Raw genomic sequence first — 16,048 nt, 5'->3', positions numbered from 1 at the left:
CGGGTGTCCGCACGGCGGTCGGATCACACAGACACTAGGCCTTGGCGACCGCGGGCGCGTCCTGCGCCACCTTGGCCTCCAGCTCCTGGCTGACCTTGCGCTCCACGAAGAACGCGGCCGTCGGGATCGTCCCGGCGATGAGCACCCAGAGCTGTTTCTTGACCGGCCACTTCGCCTTGGCACCCAGGTCGAAGGCGAAGACGAGGTAGATGACGTAGAGCCAGCCGTGCGCGATGCTCACGACGCGGGTGAAGTCGTCCGCACCGTTCATGTCGAGCAGATACTTGCCGATCATGCCGAGGCACAGCAGGATCAGCAGCACGCCGGTGACGTACGCCATGACCCGGTAGCGGGTCAGCACGCTCTTTTTCATGCGTACGAGCGTAACGACCCGTTTCGCGTGATCTTCCGGCGGGTTGGCCGACGGCGCGCCGCCCCCGTCACCCCTCCGTGAAGTCCCCCGCGGCCACCCGCAGCGGCCTGAGCATCGCGAAGATCTCGCCGCACTCCTCGGCGTCGTACACACCGAGGCCGAAGTCCATCGCCATCAGGTCCCGGGTGGCCTCCTCGACCACCTCACGGCCCTTGTCGGTGATGGTGGCGAGCGTGCCGCGCCCGTCGTTGGGGTTGGGGCGCCGCGAGACGAGACCGGACTTCACCAGCCGGTCGACGGTGTTCGTGACGGACGTCGGGTGCACCATGAGCCGCTCACCGATCTTGGACATCGGAAGCTCGCCCGACTTGGAGAAGGTGAGCAGCACCAGCGCCTCGTACCGCGCGAACGTCAGCCCGTACGGCTTGACCACCGCGTCGACCTCGGCCAGCAGGATCTGGTGCGCCCGCATGATCGAGGTGATGGCCGCCATGGAGGGCACGCCTCCCCACCGCTGCTTCCAGTGTTCGTCGGCGCGGGCGATGGGATCGAAGGAGAGACTGAGGGGCTTGGGCACGGCACCAGACCTTACCGGCCGGTCATATGGCAGTCAGCCCCGTCTCGCCCTTCGGTCCGCGGTCCCCGCGCAACTCGGCCCGGGAACCGCGGACGAGCCGGCGGCGGACTACTCGGACAGGTGCCGTTCCACCGTCTCGACCTTGGACGTGAGGCCGTCCGTCACGCCGGGACGGATGTCCGCCTTGAGGACCAGGGACACCCGCGGCGCCCGCGCCTCGACCGCGGCGACGGCCCGCCTGACGACGTCCATGACCTCGTCCCACTCGCCCTCGACGGACGTGAACATCGCGTCGGTGCGGTTGGGCAGGCCGGACTCGCGGACCACCCGGACCGCGTCGGCCACGTACTCCCCGACGTCCTCGCCGACGCCCAGGGGGGTCACGGAGAAGGCGACGATCATGCGCTCACGACCCCTTCCTGGCGGGCGCGGGAGGCGATGACCGCGTCCTCGGCCTCGCGCTTGAGCCTGCGGTCGGCGAAGAAGCCGCCGGTCGGCAGGACCGAGAGGACGAAGTAGAGAGCGGCGGTCTTCAGCGGCCACTTGGCGCGGTTCCAGGCGTCGGCCCAGAAGATCACGTACAGCACGAAGAGGACACCGTGGATCATGCCCATGACCGGTACCGCGTTGAAGTCCGTGGTCCGCTTCAGCACCGAGCAGACGAGCAGCAGGAGGAACGAGATCGCCTCGGGGCCCGAGACCAGGCGGAGGCGGCGGAGGGCGGTGGCGGTCTTGAGGTCCACGGGTCACCTTCGGTGGGAGAGACGGGAGCGACGCCGGCGATCTGACGGCCCGACGCTTTGTGAACGCACGCACAAGCGCTCGTCCATTGTGGCAAACCCCTCGACGCGCCCGGCGGAGGGGGTCGGGGACGTGCGGCTCCCAGGGGACGTTCCCGGGGTGTCTGCGCCCGCGGACCCTGTCGGCGGGCGCACCGGGCGGCTACCTTCCCATTTGTGGCGATGTTCCGACTTCAGGGCAGCAAGGTGCTCGCCGTCGACATGACCGGAGACGCCGTGAAGGCGAAGAACGGCTCGATGGTCGCGTACGACGGGGAGATGGCCTTCAAGAAGCTGAGCGGCGGCGGTGAGGGCATCCGGGGCATGGTGACCCGGCGGCTCACCGGTGAGCAGATGACCGTGATGGAGGTGAAGGGGCACGGAACCTGCTGGTTCGCGGACCGGGCCTCGGAGATCAACCTCGTGACTCTCCAGGGGGACAAGCTGTACGTCGAGTCGAGCAACTTCCTGGCGGCCGACGCCGGGCTGCGGACGGGCACCACCTTCACGGGGGCGCGCGGTGCCGCCCAGGGCAACGGGCTGTTCACCACCACCCTGGAAGGGCACGGACAGGCGGCGATCATGTCGGACGGTCCGGCGGTGGTGCTGCGGGTCAGCGCCCAGTACCCGCTGACCGTCGACCCGGGGGCGTACGTCGCGCACCAGGGGAACCTGCGGCAGTCCTTCCAGTCCGGCGTGACCTTCCGCACGCTGTACGGGGAGGGCGGCGGGGAGGCGTTCCAGATCCGGTTCGAGGGGGACGGGCTGGTGTACGTGCAGCCGAGCGAACGGAACACGATCGCGGGGGACGTCTGACATGGCCTTCCGCGAGCTCAACTCCAAGATGATCGAGGCGACCGTGGCGCCCGGGCAGCGGCTGTTCAGCCAGCGCGGCGCGATGCTCGCCTACCGGGGCGAGGTGTCCTTCACCCCCAACCTGACCGGCGGCCAGGGCGGGGTCATGTCGATGATCGGCCGCCGGGTCGCGAACGAGGACACACCGCTGATGACCGTCGAGGGCAGCGGCACGGTCCTGTTCGGGCACGGCGGCCACCACGTGCAGGTGATCAACCTCTCCGGCGACACCCTGTACGTCGAGGCGGACCGGCTCCTCGCCTTCGAGGGCACACTGCGGCAGGCCACGGTGTTCCTGGGCGCGCAGGGCGGGGTCATGGGCATGGTGCGCGGCCAGGTGAGCGGGCAGGGACTCTTCACCACCTCGCTCAGCGGCCACGGCGCGGTGGCGGTGATGGCGCACGGCGGCGTGTTCGAGGTCCCCATCACCGCTCAGCGACCGGTGCACGTCGACCCGCAGGCCTACGTCGCCCACCACGGCGACGTCCGCAACAGGCTGTCCACGGCGCTGGGCTGGCGGGACATGGTGGGCCGCGGTTCCGGCGAGGCCTTCCAGCTGGAGCTCAGCGGCAACGGCACGGTGTACGTCCAGGCCTCGGAGGAGAAGCTGTGAGCACCGCCCACGACCCGATGACGCTGCCGTCCGACGACAACGTCAATCCCTACACCTTCTGCGTGGAGCTCAAGGGGAGCCAGTGGTTCCTGCAGAAGGGGAAGATGATCGCCTACTACGGGACGATGGATTTCAACGGGATCGGGCACGGCCGGCTGGACCGGCTGGTGCGCACGGCCTTCCATTCGCCACTGCACGCGAGCGACTGGGTCGTCGCGGAGGGCTCGGGCAAGATGCTCCTCGCCGACCGGGCGTTCGATGTGAACTCGTACGACCTGGACGACGGCAACCTGACCATTCGCTCGGGCAACTTGCTCGCATTTCAGCCAAGTCTCGCTCTCAAGCAGTCGATCGTGCCGGGTTTTCTGACCCTGATCGGAACCGGAAAGTTCGTGGCCGCGTCCAACGGTCCGGTGGTGTTCATGGAGCCCCCGATCCGGGTCGACCCGCAGGCGCTCGTCGGCTGGGCCGACTGCCCGTCCCCGTGCCATCACTACGACCACGGGTACATGACCGGCGTACTGGGCGGTCTACGTGCGATGACGGGCCTCGGCGGGGCTTCCGGCGAGGAGCACCAGTTCGAGTTCGTGGGGGCGGGGACGGTACTGCTGCAGTCGAGCGAGACGCTGATGGCCGAGCAGGCCACGGGGAGCCCTCCCCGGCAGGCGGGCGTGCCCGGCGGCGGAGCGTCCGGCACTCCGGGCGGGCGGTCCGGGGCACCGGGGCTTCCCGGACAGCTCGGGGACCTCCAGCGCCGCTTCGGGCTGTGAGCGGTAACCTGCGGAGTGTGACATCGAACGCGTGCGCACCGTCACAGGACCACCCTCACTAGTTCGCCTTTCAACTTCTTAGGTAGACTTCATCCATGGAGACCGAGACGGCCACCCGCTGGCTGACCGATGCGGAGCAGTGTGCTTGGCGCACCCACCTGGAGGTCAACAGGCTGTTGACGTACCAGCTCGAAAAGGACCTGCAGCCGTTCGGCCTGACAATGAACGACTACGAGATCCTGGTGAACCTCTCCGAGTCGGAGGACGTCAGGATGCGGATGAGCGACCTCGCCTCCGCCACCCTGCAGTCCAAGAGCCGCCTCTCCCACCAGATCACCCGCATGGAGAACGCGAACCTGGTCCGGCGGGAGAACTGCGAGTCCGACCGCCGGGGGCTCTACGCCGTCCTCACCGAGCACGGCATGGAGACGATGCAGAAGGTCGCGCCGCACCACGTGGCGTCCGTCCGCAGGCACTTCATCGACCTGCTGTCCCCCGAGGCCATGTCGGAACTGGACAAGGCGCTCAAGCCCATCGCCGAGCACCTGCGCGGGCAGCGCGGACGTCCCTGACCGCACCTCCCCGACCCGGCACCGGGTCTAGGCGCACGGCAGGCGGAGCTCGAACAGGGCCCCGCCTGCCGGCGCGTCACGGACCGTGAGCGTGCCGCCGTGCCGTACGGCCACGTCGCGGGCGATGGCGAGCCCCAGCCCGGCCCCGCCGTCGTCGCGGCTGCGAGCGGCGTCGAGCCGGACGAACCGCTCGAAGATCCGCTCCCGGTCGGCCGCGGGCACACCCTCCCCGTCGTCGGCCACCCCGACCACGGCGAGGTCCCCCTCCCGCCGTACGGACACCTCCACCGCCGACCTGGCGTGCCGCTGCGCGTTGTCGAGGAGATTGCCCAGCACCCTTCCCAGCTGGCCCCGCGACCCCGCCGCCGCCACGTCGGCGTCCTGAGCCCGCACGGTCACCCCGGCCCGGCCCGCGGCCTCCTCCCGGGCGAGGGCGGCGAGGTCCACACGCGCGTCCGCGGGCCGCTCCCCCGCGTCCAGCCGGGCGAGCAGCAGCAGGTCCGCGGCGAGCCGCTGCAGCCGCACGGTGTCCTCGACGGCGCCGTCGAGGTCGAGCAGTCCGGGGTGGGCCGCGGCCACCTCCAGCTGGGTCCGCAGCGAGGCGATCGGGCTGCGCAGCTCGTGGGAGGCGTCGGCGACGAACCGCCGCTGCCGCTCCACGGAGGCCTCCAGGGCGGCCAGCGTCTCGTTGGTGGTCAGGGCGAGCCGGGCCACCTCGTCATGGGTGTCCGGCACCGGCACGCGGCGGGCGAGGTCCTCCGAGGCCGTGATCGCGGCCATCTCCCGGCGGATGCCCTCCACCGGGCGCAGCGCGCGCCGGGTGACCAGCCAGGTCACGCCCGCGACGACCGCGAGCAGCAGCGGGAAGCCGATGAGCATCGCGGTCAGCGCGGTGTTCACGGCCCCGTGCTCGGCGGAGAGAGGGGCACCGGCGTACACCGTGAGCGTGCCCTTGTCCCGGGTCTCGACGGGGACACCGGCGAAACGGTAGTCCTCGGTGTCCCCGTCGATCGTCGCGGAGCCGTCGCCGACGCGGGCCAGCCCGCCGATCTCGCCGGGTTCGAGCGACTCCTTGGAGTCGTCATCGTCGTCCCCGTCGTCGGCGTCGTCACGCCCACCGGTGGCGGCCGGCTGCGGCTTCACCGCGTCGACGCCGGTACCGCTGATCCGCTCCAGGTCCTCGCTGGCCGCGACCAGCCTGCCGTCCTCGTCGACGACCTGCACGGGCCGGTCGTCGACGTCCAGCGTCAGCTGGTCGTACGGCGTGCCGACGGCCAGTTCGGCGGCGACCTCCCGCGCGGAGCGCTCCGCGGCGGTGCCGGCCTCGCCGAGCAGGTTCGAACGCAGGGACAGCAGTACGGCGGAGCCGGCCGCGACGAGGGCCACGGCGACCACGAGGGTGGCGGCGAGCGTCGCCCGGGACCGGACGGAGCCGAAGAGGTGTCTCACCGCTCGGTCTCCAGCCGGTAACCGGCGCCGCGCACGGTCCGGATGAGCCCGGCGCGCAGCTTGCGCCTGAGGGCGCTGACGTACACCTCGACGATGTTCGGGTCGCCGTCGTAGGCGAAGTCCCAGACGTGCTCCAGGATCTCGGCCTTGGAGACCACCTGGCCGGCCCGCACCACGAGCTGCTCCAGCACGGAGAACTCCTTGGCTGTGAGGGTGACTTCGGCGTCGCCGAGGAAGACCCGGCGGGCCGCGGTGTCGACCTTCAGGTCCCCGTGCACGTGCACCGGCGAGGCCCCGGCTCCCTGGGCCCGCCGCCGCAGCAGCGCCTTCACGCGGGCGACGAGGACGACGTAGGAGAACGGCTTGGTGAGGTAGTCGTCCGCGCCCGTGTCGAGGCCCTCGGCCTCGTCGTACTCGCCGTCCTTGGCGGTGAGCATGAGGATCGGCACGTCGTGCCCGGCGGCGCGCAGGGCGGCGCAGACCCGGTAGCCGTTGAGGCCGGGCAGCATGATGTCGAGGACGACGAGGTCGTACGTGCCCTCGCCGGCCCGGTGCAGACCCTCCCGCCCGTCGTGGACGACGTCCACGGCGTACCCCTCGGCGGTCAGGCCCTTCGCGAGCGACAGGGCCAGCCGTCTCTCGTCCTCGACAATCAGCAGGCGCATGGGTAAAGGGTCGCAAAGCCAACCTGAAGATCCTTTCAGGCGGCTTCAGCTCGGCCTCAGCGTCGGTCGGCGACAGTGAGTGCGTCGAAACCGAAGCGACCCGGGAGGAATCCGCATGAAGCGCAACGTCGTGATCGCCGCACTGACCGCCGCCGCACTGATCGGAGGCGGTGCGGCGACCGCTCTGGCGACCACCGGCGACGACGACGGGGGCACGGCACGGCAGACGGACGTCCGCGTGTCGGACGACGGCGGCGTACGGGACGACTCCGCCGACCGTGACGACGACGGCAGGGCTCGTGCCGCCGGCGACGACGTGACCGCCGCCGACGCCATCGCCGCCGCCCTGCGGACCACGCCGGGCACCGCCGTCTCCGCCGAACTGGACGACGAGGACGACGGGGACGACGGCGGCGACAGGGCGGTCTGGGAGGCCGACGTCCTGACCGGCGACGGAACCTGGCACAGCGTCCGGATCGACCCCGGCACCGGCGAGGTGCTCGGCTCCCGCACGGCGGACGAGGACGACACCGCCGAGGTCCGGGCCGCCCTGAAGGGCACGTCCGTCGATGCCGCCGAGGCCGCGCGGGCGGTGGCCGGCAAGGGCACGGTGACTGCCGTGGAGCTGGACGAGGACGGCCGGACCAAGGGGTGGGAGGTGGAGACGCACACGCCCGGCAAGGGCGAGCAGGACTGGCGGGTGGACCTGAAGACGGGCAAGGTCACGGCGGACCACTCCGACGACTCCGACGACTCCGACGACGACTCGGACGCCGACCACTCCGCCTCCGACGACGACTGACGGGTCCTCAGCCGCGCGACGGCCCGGCGTCCGCGCGCTGCCGGACGTCGGCGTCCCCGGCCACAGGGACCCGCCCACGGCCACCGCGCCACCCCGGCACCAGCGCCGCCGCCACGGCCACCGCTCCGGACAGCGCGAAGCACACCGGCAGCGGCAGCCGCTCCACCAGCAGGCCCACCGCCGCGGCACCGGCGGACATGCCGGCGTTCACGGCCGTGTTGCACCAGGCACCCACCCGGGTCCGGAAGCCGGGCGCCGCGCTCTCGTCGGCGATCAGGTACGCCGTGGTCAGCGCCGGTGCCACGAACAGCCCCGCGCAGGCGAGGGCCAGGGCCAGCGTGCCGACACCGGGGGCGAGACCGGCGGCGGCGAGACAGACGCCGAGGCCGGCCGCGAGGAACGGGAGCCGGGCGCGGGCCGACGAGCTCCAGGTGACCGCGCCGTTCAGCAGGCCGCCGACAGCACTGCCCGCCGACAGCGCCGCCAGCACCCAGGCGGCGGTGCCGTTCCCGAGGCCGCGCTGGCCCGCGAAGGCGACGGCGAGGAGGTCGACGGCGCTCACCGAGACGCCGACTCCCGCGGCGACGACGACGGGTTGCAGCAGAGCCCGCCCCTGCCCCGTCCCGCCCCGCCCGGCCGTCGGCGCACCGTCCTTCTTCCGGCCCGCCGGACGCAGCGCACCCGCCGCCGGTGAGGTGACGAAGGCGAGGGTGCCCACCACCACCAGCAACGCGCTGAGCACGATGCCGACGGCCGGTGGGGCGACGCCGACCACCACGCCGACCAGGAGCGGACCGGAGACGAAGAGCAGCTCCTCGGCGACGCCGTCCAGGCTGTAGGCACGCTGCAACAGGTCCCGGTCCGGGAGCAGTTCGGCCCACACCGCGCGCATCGTGGGGCCGAGCGGCGGCGTGCAGGCACCCGCGAGGGCGGCGGTCGCGCCGAGGACGGCAGCGGGCACGCCCGGGCGCAGGCAGGCCGCCGCCACCGCGCAGAGCAGGGCGGCGTACAGCAGGGCCATGGGGAGCAGGGCCCGGCGCGGACCGTGCCGGTCGACCAGGGCCGCGCGGTAGGGGGACAGGAAGACGCCCGTGGCGCCGAAGAGTGCCATGACCGTGCCGGCCACGGCGTACGACCCGGTGGCCCGGGTCAGGGAGAGCATCAGGGCGAGGGAGACCGTGCCGTACGACAGCCGGCCGACGAGGGCGGCCGCGAAGGTACGGCGGGCATGGGGGACACGGAGGACGGCGGCGTACGAGGGCCGCGAAGGAGGCGTGGACACGCGGAGGGTTCCTCAGCAGGAGGGCAACGGGGGGACGCCGATGCGCGCGACGGCCGGATGCGGCGGTCGCGTGCGGGGCGGGCCCTATGCCATGAGGAGGAACACGTGGGTCAAGGTACAGCGCGGCCCGGCCGGGCGCACGGCATTTTTTCTCCGCCTCCGGCTCCGCCCGGGCCCCGTGCCGGCTCGGCCCGGGTGCGGGACGTGCTCCACGCCCCGCACCATGCGGGTTCGGTGACGCGGGTCCATGCGGGGGCGCGTACGGCCGCTCAGCCCCGGGTCAGTCCCGCCACCAGTTCGTCCGCCGCGCGGTAGGGGTCCAGTTCGCCCGCCACGATGCGTTCCGCCAGTGCGCCGAGGCGCCGGTCGCCGTGCAGGTCGCCGATCCGCTCGCGCAGGGTGGTGACGGCGATGGTCTCGACCTCGTGCGCGGCGCGGGCCAGCCGGCGTTCCGCCAGGACGCCCCGTTCCTCCATCCACGCGCGGTGCTTCTCCAGCGCCTCGACGACCTCGTCGACGCCCTCGCCGCGCGCGGCGACCGTCTTGACGATCGGCGGGCGCCAGTCGCCGGGACCCCGGGACTCGCCGAGGCCCAGCATGTGGTTGAGCTCGCGGGCGGTGGCGTCCGCGCCGTCCCGGTCGGCCTTGTTGACGACGTACACGTCGCCGATCTCCAGGATGCCGGCCTTGGCGGCCTGGATGCCGTCGCCCATGCCGGGGGCCAGCAGGACGACGGAGGTGTCCGCCTGCGAGGCGATCTCGACCTCCGACTGGCCGACGCCGACCGTCTCGACGAGGACCACGTCGCAGCCCGCCGCGTCCAGCACCCGGATGGCCTGCGGCGCCGCCCAGGCGAGGCCGCCGAGGTGGCCGCGGGTCGCCATCGAGCGGATGTAGACGCCCGGGTCGGAGGCGTGCTCCGACATCCGGACCCGGTCGCCGAGCAGGGCACCGCCGGAGAACGGGGAGGAGGGGTCGACGGCGAGGACGCCGACCCGCTTGCCCTGCTTGCGGTACGCGGTCACCAGCGCCGACGTGGACGTCGACTTCCCGACGCCCGGCGATCCCGTCAGCCCGACCACGTACGCCCCGCCGGTCAGCGGCGCGAGCGCCGCCATGACCTCCCTGAGCTGCGGGGACGCCCCCTCCACCAGGGAGATCAGCTGGGCCACGGCCCGCGGCCGGCCTTCCCTGGCCTGGGCCACCAGCGAGGAGACGTCCTGCATCACAGCTCCGTTCAGTGAGAAGTCGTAACCCGGAATCAGGCCTTCGGTACCCGCACGATCAGCGCGTCGCCCTGGCCGCCGCCGCCGCACAGCGCCGCCGCGCCGACCCCGCCGCCGCGCCGCTTGAGCTCCAGCGCCAGGTGCAGCACCAGCCGGGCGCCGGACATGCCGATCGGGTGGCCCAGGGCGATGGCGCCGCCGTTGACGTTCACCTTTTCGGTGGAAACGCCGAGGTCCTTCATCGACTGCACGGCGACGGCCGCGAACGCCTCGTTGATCTCGATCAGGTCGAGGTCCGAGACCTCCAGCCCTTCCTTCTTCAGGGCGTGCTGGATCGCGTTCGACGGCTGCGACTGCAAAGAGTTGTCCGGACCCGCCACGTTGCCGTGGGCGCCGATCTCCGCGATCCAGTCCAGGCCGAGCTCCTGCGCCTTGGCCTTGCTCATGACGACCACGGCCGCCGCGCCGTCGGAGATCTGCGAGGAGGAGCCCGCCGTGATCGTGCCGTCCTTCGCGAACGCCGGGCGCAGCTTGGCGAGCGACTCGGCGGTGGTGTCGCCGCGGATGCCCTCGTCCTTGCTGAACAGCACCGGGTCGCCCTTGCGCTGGGGGATCTCGACCGGGGTGATCTCGGCCTCGAAGATGCCGTTCTTCTGGGCGGCGGCGGCGCGCTGGTGGGAGAGGGCGGCGATCTCGTCCTGGACCTCGCGGGCGATGCCGAGGCGCGTGTTGTGCTTCTCGGTGGACTCGCCCATGGCGACGCCCTCGAAGGAGTCGGTCAGACCGTCGTACGCCATGGCGTCGAGCATCTGGACCGCTCCGTACTTGAAGCCCTCGCGGGACTTCGGCAGCAGGTGCGGGGCGTTCGTCATCGACTCCTGGCCGCCGGCGACGACCACGTCGAATTCACCCGCGCGAATGAGCTGGTCGGCGAGCGCGATGGCATCGAGGCCGGACAGGCACACCTTGTTGATCGTGAGCGCCGGGACGCTCATGGGGATGCCCGCCTTGACGGCGGCCTGGCGCGCCGGGATCTGGCCCGCGCCGGCCTGGAGCACCTGCCCCATGATCACGTACTGCACCTGGTCGCCGCCGATCCCCGCACGGTCCAGGGCGGCCTTGATCGCGAAGCCGCCGAGATCGGCTCCGGAGAAGGACTTCAGCGAGCCGAGCAACCGTCCCATCGGGGTGCGGGCACCCGAGACGATGACGGAGGTCGTGCCGTTCGTTGCAGAAGACATGAGCTGCGATCCCCTTTTCCGGCCCGCACAGGCCGAGGAGTGAACGAGGGTTTACTCGAATGTACTGAGCGGTATCCCGCCCGTCATCGGGCAGTCGGTGTGATCGCGCGCACGTTGCGTAACCACCTCCGGAGCGCTGCACTGAAACCATGCTGACGCGAATCGACCACATCGGAATCGCCTGCCACGATCTCGACGCGACCGTCGAGTTCTACCGTGCCACGTACGGCTTCGAGGTGTTCCACACCGAGGTCAACGAGGAACAGGGCGTGCGCGAGGCCATGCTCAAGATCAACGATACGTCGGACGGCGGATCCTCGTACCTGCAGCTGCTGGAGCCGACCCGGGAGGACTCCGCGGTCGGGAAGTGGCTCGCGAAGAACGGCGAGGGCGTCCACCACATCGCCTTCGGTACGGCGGATGTGGACGGGGACGCCGCGGACATCAGGGACAAGGGCGTACGCGTTCTGTACGACGAGCCCCGGCGCGGTTCCATGGGGTCGCGGATCACCTTCCTGCACCCGAAGGACTGCCATGGCGTACTGACAGAACTGGTCACTTCGGCGCCCGTTGAGTCACCTGAGCACTGACCCTCGTACATAAGGGCCGGTAGGGTTGGGTGAGGTCGCCGCTCAGTCCAGGGTGACCCGGTCCTGCCGTCACACCAATGGCGGGACCGCCGGGGTCCGGGTTTCGGGGGACGAGCGCCGGGGCGGCAGCCCATGCTCCGCCGTTGATCTGACACCATTCCCCGGGGGCCCCGTTCGGCTGTTGGACGGAGCTCGTTCGGAGAGTTTTGCGACCAGGGGACGGATGGGACCGCGCAGTGCGGGGCTACGAGAGCCAGGAGCGAGAGCCGGCGGCTGACGTCGACCACCTCTCTCGGTTCGAGGCCGAGATGAAGCGGCTGAAGACCGAGCGGGAAAAGGCGATCCAGCACGCCGAGGACCTCGGCTACCAGGTCGAGGTGCTGCGCGCCAAGCTGCACGAGGCGCGGCGCACCATCATGTCCCGGCCCGCCTTCGACGGCGGCGACATCGGGTACCAGGCCGAGCAGTTGCTGCGGAACGCTCAGATGCAGGCCGACCAGTTGCGCGCGGACGCCGAGCGCGAGCTGAGCCAGGCCCGCGCGCAGACCCAGCGCATCCTCCAGGAGCACGCCGAGCAGGCGGCCCGGCTCCAGGCGGAGCTGCACCAGGAGGCGGTGACCCGGCGCCAGCAGCTGGACCAGGAGCTGGCGGAGCGGCGGCAGACCGTCGAGTCCCACGTCAACGAGAACGTGGCGTGGGCCGAGCAGCTGCGCGCCCGCACCGAGCAGCAGGCCCGCCGGCTCCTCGACGAGTCCCGGGCCGAGGCCGAGCAGGCCATGGCGGCCGCCCGCGCCGAGGCGGAGCGGCTGACCTCCGAGGCCCGGCAGCGGCTGCAGAGCGAGGCCGAGAGCGCCCGCAGCGAGGCCGAGCAGATCCTGCGCCGCGCCCGCGCGGACGCCGAGCGGCTGCTCAACGCCGCCTCCACCCAGGCGCAGGAGGCCACCGACCACGCCGAGCAGCTGCGCAGCTCCACCGCCACCGAGTCGGAGTCCGCCCGCCGCCGGGCCCAGGAGCTGAGCCGGGCGGCCGAGCAGCGGATGACCGAGGCCGAGGAGGCGCTGCGCAAGGCGCAGTCCGAGGCCGAGAAGCTGGTCGCCGAGGCCAAGGAGTCCGCGGCCAAGGCCCTCGCGAGCGCCGAGTCGGCCAACGAGCAGCGCACCCGCACGGCCAAGGAGCAGGTCGCCCGCCTGGTCAGCGAGGCCACGAAGGACGCCGAGACCACCAAGGCCGAGGCCGAGCAGCTCGTCGCGGACGCCCGCGCCGAGGCCGAGAAGATCGTCGCCGAGGCCGCAGAGAAGGCCCGCACGATCACCGCCGAGGAGTCCGCCACCCAGCTGTCCAAGGCGGCCAGGACGGCCGAGGACGTGCTGAACAAGGCGTCCGAGGAGGCCAAGCGGACCACGAAGGCCGCCGTCGAGGAGGCCGAGCGGATCCGCACCGAGGCCGAGGCCGAGGCGGACCGGCTGCGTGCCGAGGCGCACGACATCGCCGAGCAGCTCAAGGGCGCCGCGAAGGACGACACCAAGGAGTACCGCGCCAAGACGGTCGAGCTGCAGGAGGAGGCCCGCCGGCTGCGCGGGGAGGCCGAGCAGCTGCGCGCCGACGCGGTCGCCGAGGGCGAGAAGATCCGCGCCGAGGCCCGCAAGGAGGCCGTGGCGCAGATCGAGGAGGCGGCCAGGACCGCCGAGGAGCTGCTGAGCAAGGCCAAGGCGGACGCGGACGAGCTGCGGCAGACCGCCACCGCGGACAGCGAGAAGGTCCGCACGGAGGCCATCGAACGGGCGACGACTCTGCGCCGCCAGGCCGAGGAGACCCTGGAGCGCACCCGCGCCGAGGCGGAGCGGCACCGCGCGGAGGCCGCCGAGCGGGCCGAGGCCCTCCAGGCGGAGGCCGAGCGGGCCGCCCGCGAGCTGCGCGAGGAGGCCGAGCGGGCCGTCGCGGCCCGGCACGAGGAGGCCGCCGCGGAGCTGACGCGGCTGCAGACGGAGGCCGAGGAGCGTCGCTCCGCCGCCGAGCAGGCGCTGACCGAGGCCCGCGAGGAGGCCGGGCGGATCCGCCGCGAGGCCGCGGAGGAGAGCGAGCGGCTGCGCGCCGAGGCCGCCGAGCGGATCCGTACGCTCCAGCAGCAGGCCGAGACGGAGGCCGAGCGGCTGCGCACCGAGGCCGCCGCCGACGCCTCCGCCTCCCGCGCGGAGGGCGAGGCCGTCGCCGTGCGCCTGCGCTCGGAGGCGTCGAACGAGGCCGAACGGCTGAAGTCGGAGGCGCAGGAGAGCGCCGACCGGGTCCGGGCGGAGGCGCAGGCCGCCGCCGAGCGCATCGCGGCGGAGGCGTCCGAGACGCTGGCCGCCGCCCAGGAGGAGGCCGCCCGGCGCCGCCGCGAGGCCGAGGAGCTGCTCGGTGCCGCCCGGCAGGAGGCCGGCCAGGAGCGCGAGCGGGCCCGCGAGCAGAGCGAGGAGCTGCTGGCCTCGGCGCGCAAGCGCGTGGAGGAGGCACAGGCCGAGGCGACCCGTCTGGTGGAGGAGGCCGACCGCCGCGCCACCGAGATGGTCTCGGCCGCCGAGCAGCACGCGGCGCAGGTGCGCGAATCCGTGGCCGGGCTGCACGAGCAGGCCCAGGAGGAGATCGCCGGGCTGCGCAGCGCCGCCGAGCACGCGGCGGACCGTACCCGGCGCGAGGCCGAGGAGGAGGCGGACCGGGTCCGCGCCGACGCCTACGCGGAGCGGGAGCGGGCCAGCGAGGACGCCGGCCGGCTGCGGCGCGAGGCGCAGGACGAGTCGGAGGCCGCCAAGGCGCTGGCCGAGCGGACGGTGGCCGAGGCCGTCGCGGAGGCCGAACGGATCCGTACGGACGTGTCCGAGCACGCCCAGCGGGTGCGCACGGAGGCGTCGGACACCATCGCCGAGGCCGAGCAGAACGCGTCCCGCACCCGGGCGGAGGCCCGCGGGGACGCCAACCGCATCCGGTCCGACGCGGCGACGCAGGCGGACACCCTGATCACCGAGGCGCGTGCGGAGGCGGAGCGGCTCACGACCGAGACGGCCGCCGAGACCGACCGGATCCGGACGGAGACGGCCGCCGAGGCGGAGCGCGTGCGCACCGAGGCGGCGGACGAGGCCGAGCGGGTCCGCACGGAGGCGGCCGCCAAGGCGGAGCAGCTGGTCTCGGAGGCCGCCGGGGACGCGGAGCGGCTGCGTGCCGAGGCCGCCGAGACGGTCGGCTCGGCCCAGCAGCACGCCGAGCGGATCCGGCACGAGGCCGAGCGGGTCAAGGCCGAGGCCGCGGCGGAGGCCGAGCGGGTGACGGCGACCGCGCGCGAGGAGGCCGAGCGGACCCTCGACGAGGCCCGCAAGGAGGCCAACAAGCGGCGTTCGGAGGCGGCCGAGCAGGTCGACACGCTCATCACGGAGACCACGGCCGAGGCCGACAAGCTGCTCACCGAGGCCCAGCAGCAGGCGCTGAAGACCACGGCGGACGCCGAGTCGCAGGCCGACACGATGGTCGGCGCGGCCCGGGCGGAGGCCGACCGGATCGTCTCCGAGGCGACGGTCGAGGGCAACGCGCGGGTGGAGAAGGCCCGTACGGACGCGGACGAGCTGCTGGTCGGCGCCCGCCGGGACGCGACCGCCATAAGGGAGCGCGCGGAGGAGCTGCGCGACCGCATCACCACCGAGATCGAGGAGCTGCACGAGCGGGCCCGCCGCGAGGCCGCCGAGACGATGAAGTCGGCCGGCGACCGCTGCGACGCGCTCATCAAGGCCGCCGAGGAGCAGCTGGCCAAGGCGGAGGCGAAGGCCAAGGAGCTGGTGTCGGAGGCCAACTCCGAGGCCGGCAAGGTGCGCATCGCCGCCGTGAAGAAGGCCGAGGGGCTGCTGAAGGAGGCCGAGCAGAAGAAGGCCACGCTGGTCAAGGAGGCCGAGGAGCTCAAGGCCGAGGCGATCCGGGAGGCCCGGCGCACGGTCGAGGAGGGCAAGCGCGAGCTGGAGATCCTGGTGCGGCGCCGCGAGGACATCAACGCCGAGATCTCCCGGGTCCAGGACGTGCTGGAGGCGCTGGAGTCCTTCGAGGCCCCGTCCGGCAAGGACAACGGGGTCAAGGCCGGTGCCACGGTGGGCGCCCCTCGTTCGGGTGGCAAGTCGTCAGACGGCTAGCGCTCGGGGCGAATTAGGTGTCTCCTTGGGACCTTTGACCCAATCTTTGGCAAGCCTTCCGCAGGTTAGCCACCCAAAAGGGGTGTCATTCTCCCGTTCAAACGTG

16 protein-coding genes are annotated in these 16,048 nt (G+C 72.5%); 7 read left to right on the top strand and 9 right to left on the bottom strand.

Annotation, left to right across the window (positions count from 1 at the left end; translation table 11 throughout):
* Window positions 1–34: 34 nt before the first annotated feature.
* The 4 genes from IE260_RS18505 to IE260_RS18490 all read right to left on the bottom strand — a co-directional run bounded on the left by IE260_RS18505 (window position 35) and on the right by IE260_RS18490 (window position 1,693).
* The gene (locus tag IE260_RS18505) at window positions 35–373 is read right to left on the bottom strand and encodes a DUF3817 domain-containing protein (protein ID WP_189873204.1); all 339 of its coding nucleotides are present in this window, start codon (window positions 371–373) and stop codon (window positions 35–37) included.
* Between the two features lie 67 nt (window positions 374–440).
* On the bottom strand, window positions 441–950 hold the full coding sequence (locus IE260_RS18500) for a MarR family winged helix-turn-helix transcriptional regulator (protein WP_189873202.1): 510 nt from the start codon (window positions 948–950) through the stop codon (window positions 441–443).
* A 108-nt stretch (window positions 951–1,058) separates the two neighbouring features.
* Entirely contained in the window at window positions 1,059–1,352 is a 294-nt protein-coding gene (locus IE260_RS18495) for an MTH1187 family thiamine-binding protein (protein WP_189873200.1), read from the bottom strand.
* The gene (locus IE260_RS18490) at window positions 1,349–1,693 is read right to left on the bottom strand and encodes a DUF3817 domain-containing protein (protein ID WP_189873198.1); all 345 of its coding nucleotides are present in this window, start codon (window positions 1,691–1,693) and stop codon (window positions 1,349–1,351) included. Before IE260_RS18490 ends, IE260_RS18495 begins: the two co-directional genes overlap by 4 nt.
* A gap of 219 nt (window positions 1,694–1,912) precedes the next feature.
* On the opposite strand from IE260_RS18490, the gene IE260_RS18485 reads away from it, so the two are divergent.
* The 4 genes from IE260_RS18485 to IE260_RS18470 all read left to right on the top strand — a co-directional run bounded on the left by IE260_RS18485 (window position 1,913) and on the right by IE260_RS18470 (window position 4,539).
* Window positions 1,913–2,545 carry an AIM24 family protein gene (locus IE260_RS18485; RefSeq protein ID WP_189873196.1) on the top strand — a complete coding sequence of 211 codons (633 nt, stop codon included), beginning with the start codon at window positions 1,913–1,915 and terminating at the stop codon, window positions 2,543–2,545.
* Between the two features lies 1 nt (window position 2,546).
* Window positions 2,547–3,197 carry an AIM24 family protein gene (locus tag IE260_RS18480; protein ID WP_189873194.1) on the top strand — a complete coding sequence of 217 codons (651 nt, stop codon included), beginning with the start codon at window positions 2,547–2,549 and terminating at the stop codon, window positions 3,195–3,197.
* A gap of 17 nt (window positions 3,198–3,214) precedes the next feature.
* A complete protein-coding gene (locus IE260_RS18475; protein WP_189873278.1) occupies window positions 3,215–3,967 on the top strand; it encodes an AIM24 family protein in 753 nt (250 codons plus the stop codon).
* Between the two features lie 95 nt (window positions 3,968–4,062).
* Entirely contained in the window at window positions 4,063–4,539 is a 477-nt protein-coding gene (locus IE260_RS18470; protein ID WP_189873192.1) for a MarR family winged helix-turn-helix transcriptional regulator, read from the top strand.
* Between the two features lie 27 nt (window positions 4,540–4,566).
* On the opposite strand, the gene IE260_RS18465 is transcribed toward IE260_RS18470, so the two are convergent.
* Window positions 4,567–5,988 (bottom strand): sensor histidine kinase, encoded by a 1,422-nt coding sequence (locus IE260_RS18465; protein WP_189873190.1) that lies wholly within the window; start codon window positions 5,986–5,988, stop codon window positions 4,567–4,569.
* Entirely contained in the window at window positions 5,985–6,653 is a 669-nt protein-coding gene (locus IE260_RS18460; RefSeq protein WP_189873188.1) for a response regulator transcription factor, read from the bottom strand. Before IE260_RS18460 ends, IE260_RS18465 begins: the two co-directional genes overlap by 4 nt.
* A 115-nt stretch (window positions 6,654–6,768) precedes the next feature.
* Between IE260_RS18460 and IE260_RS18455 the strand changes: the two genes are divergently transcribed.
* Complete coding sequence (locus tag IE260_RS18455; RefSeq protein WP_189873186.1) at window positions 6,769–7,455, top strand: PepSY domain-containing protein; 687 nt, start codon at window positions 6,769–6,771, stop codon at window positions 7,453–7,455.
* 7 nt (window positions 7,456–7,462) lie between these two features.
* On the opposite strand, the gene IE260_RS18450 is transcribed toward IE260_RS18455, so the two are convergent.
* The 3 genes from IE260_RS18450 to IE260_RS18440 form a co-directional block, all read right to left on the bottom strand.
* Complete coding sequence (locus tag IE260_RS18450) at window positions 7,463–8,737, bottom strand: MFS transporter (RefSeq protein ID WP_189873184.1); 1,275 nt, start codon at window positions 8,735–8,737, stop codon at window positions 7,463–7,465.
* Window positions 8,738–9,006: 269 nt separating this feature from the next.
* Window positions 9,007–9,963, bottom strand: a complete 957-nt coding sequence (gene meaB / locus IE260_RS18445; RefSeq protein ID WP_189873182.1) for a methylmalonyl Co-A mutase-associated GTPase MeaB — start codon at window positions 9,961–9,963, stop codon at window positions 9,007–9,009.
* A gap of 35 nt (window positions 9,964–9,998) precedes the next feature.
* Window positions 9,999–11,204 carry an acetyl-CoA C-acetyltransferase gene (locus IE260_RS18440; RefSeq protein ID WP_189873180.1) on the bottom strand — a complete coding sequence of 402 codons (1,206 nt, stop codon included), beginning with the start codon at window positions 11,202–11,204 and terminating at the stop codon, window positions 9,999–10,001.
* A 149-nt stretch (window positions 11,205–11,353) separates the two neighbouring features.
* On the opposite strand from IE260_RS18440, the gene mce reads away from it, so the two are divergent.
* A complete protein-coding gene (mce, locus tag IE260_RS18435) occupies window positions 11,354–11,794 on the top strand; it encodes a methylmalonyl-CoA epimerase (protein ID WP_189873178.1) in 441 nt (146 codons plus the stop codon).
* Window positions 11,795–12,030: 236 nt separating this feature from the next.
* Window positions 12,031–15,942 (top strand): polarized growth protein Scy, encoded by a 3,912-nt coding sequence (gene scy, locus IE260_RS18430; protein WP_189873176.1) that lies wholly within the window; start codon window positions 12,031–12,033, stop codon window positions 15,940–15,942.
* Window positions 15,943–16,048: the final 106 nt, after the last annotated feature.

It is taken from the genome of Streptomyces viridiviolaceus (assembly GCF_014650995.1).
In the GTDB taxonomy this organism is placed as follows: domain Bacteria; phylum Actinomycetota; class Actinomycetes; order Streptomycetales; family Streptomycetaceae; genus Streptomyces; species Streptomyces viridiviolaceus.
Note: the sequence above shows the minus strand (reverse complement) of the source record. Positions and strands in the feature narration are given on the sequence as shown.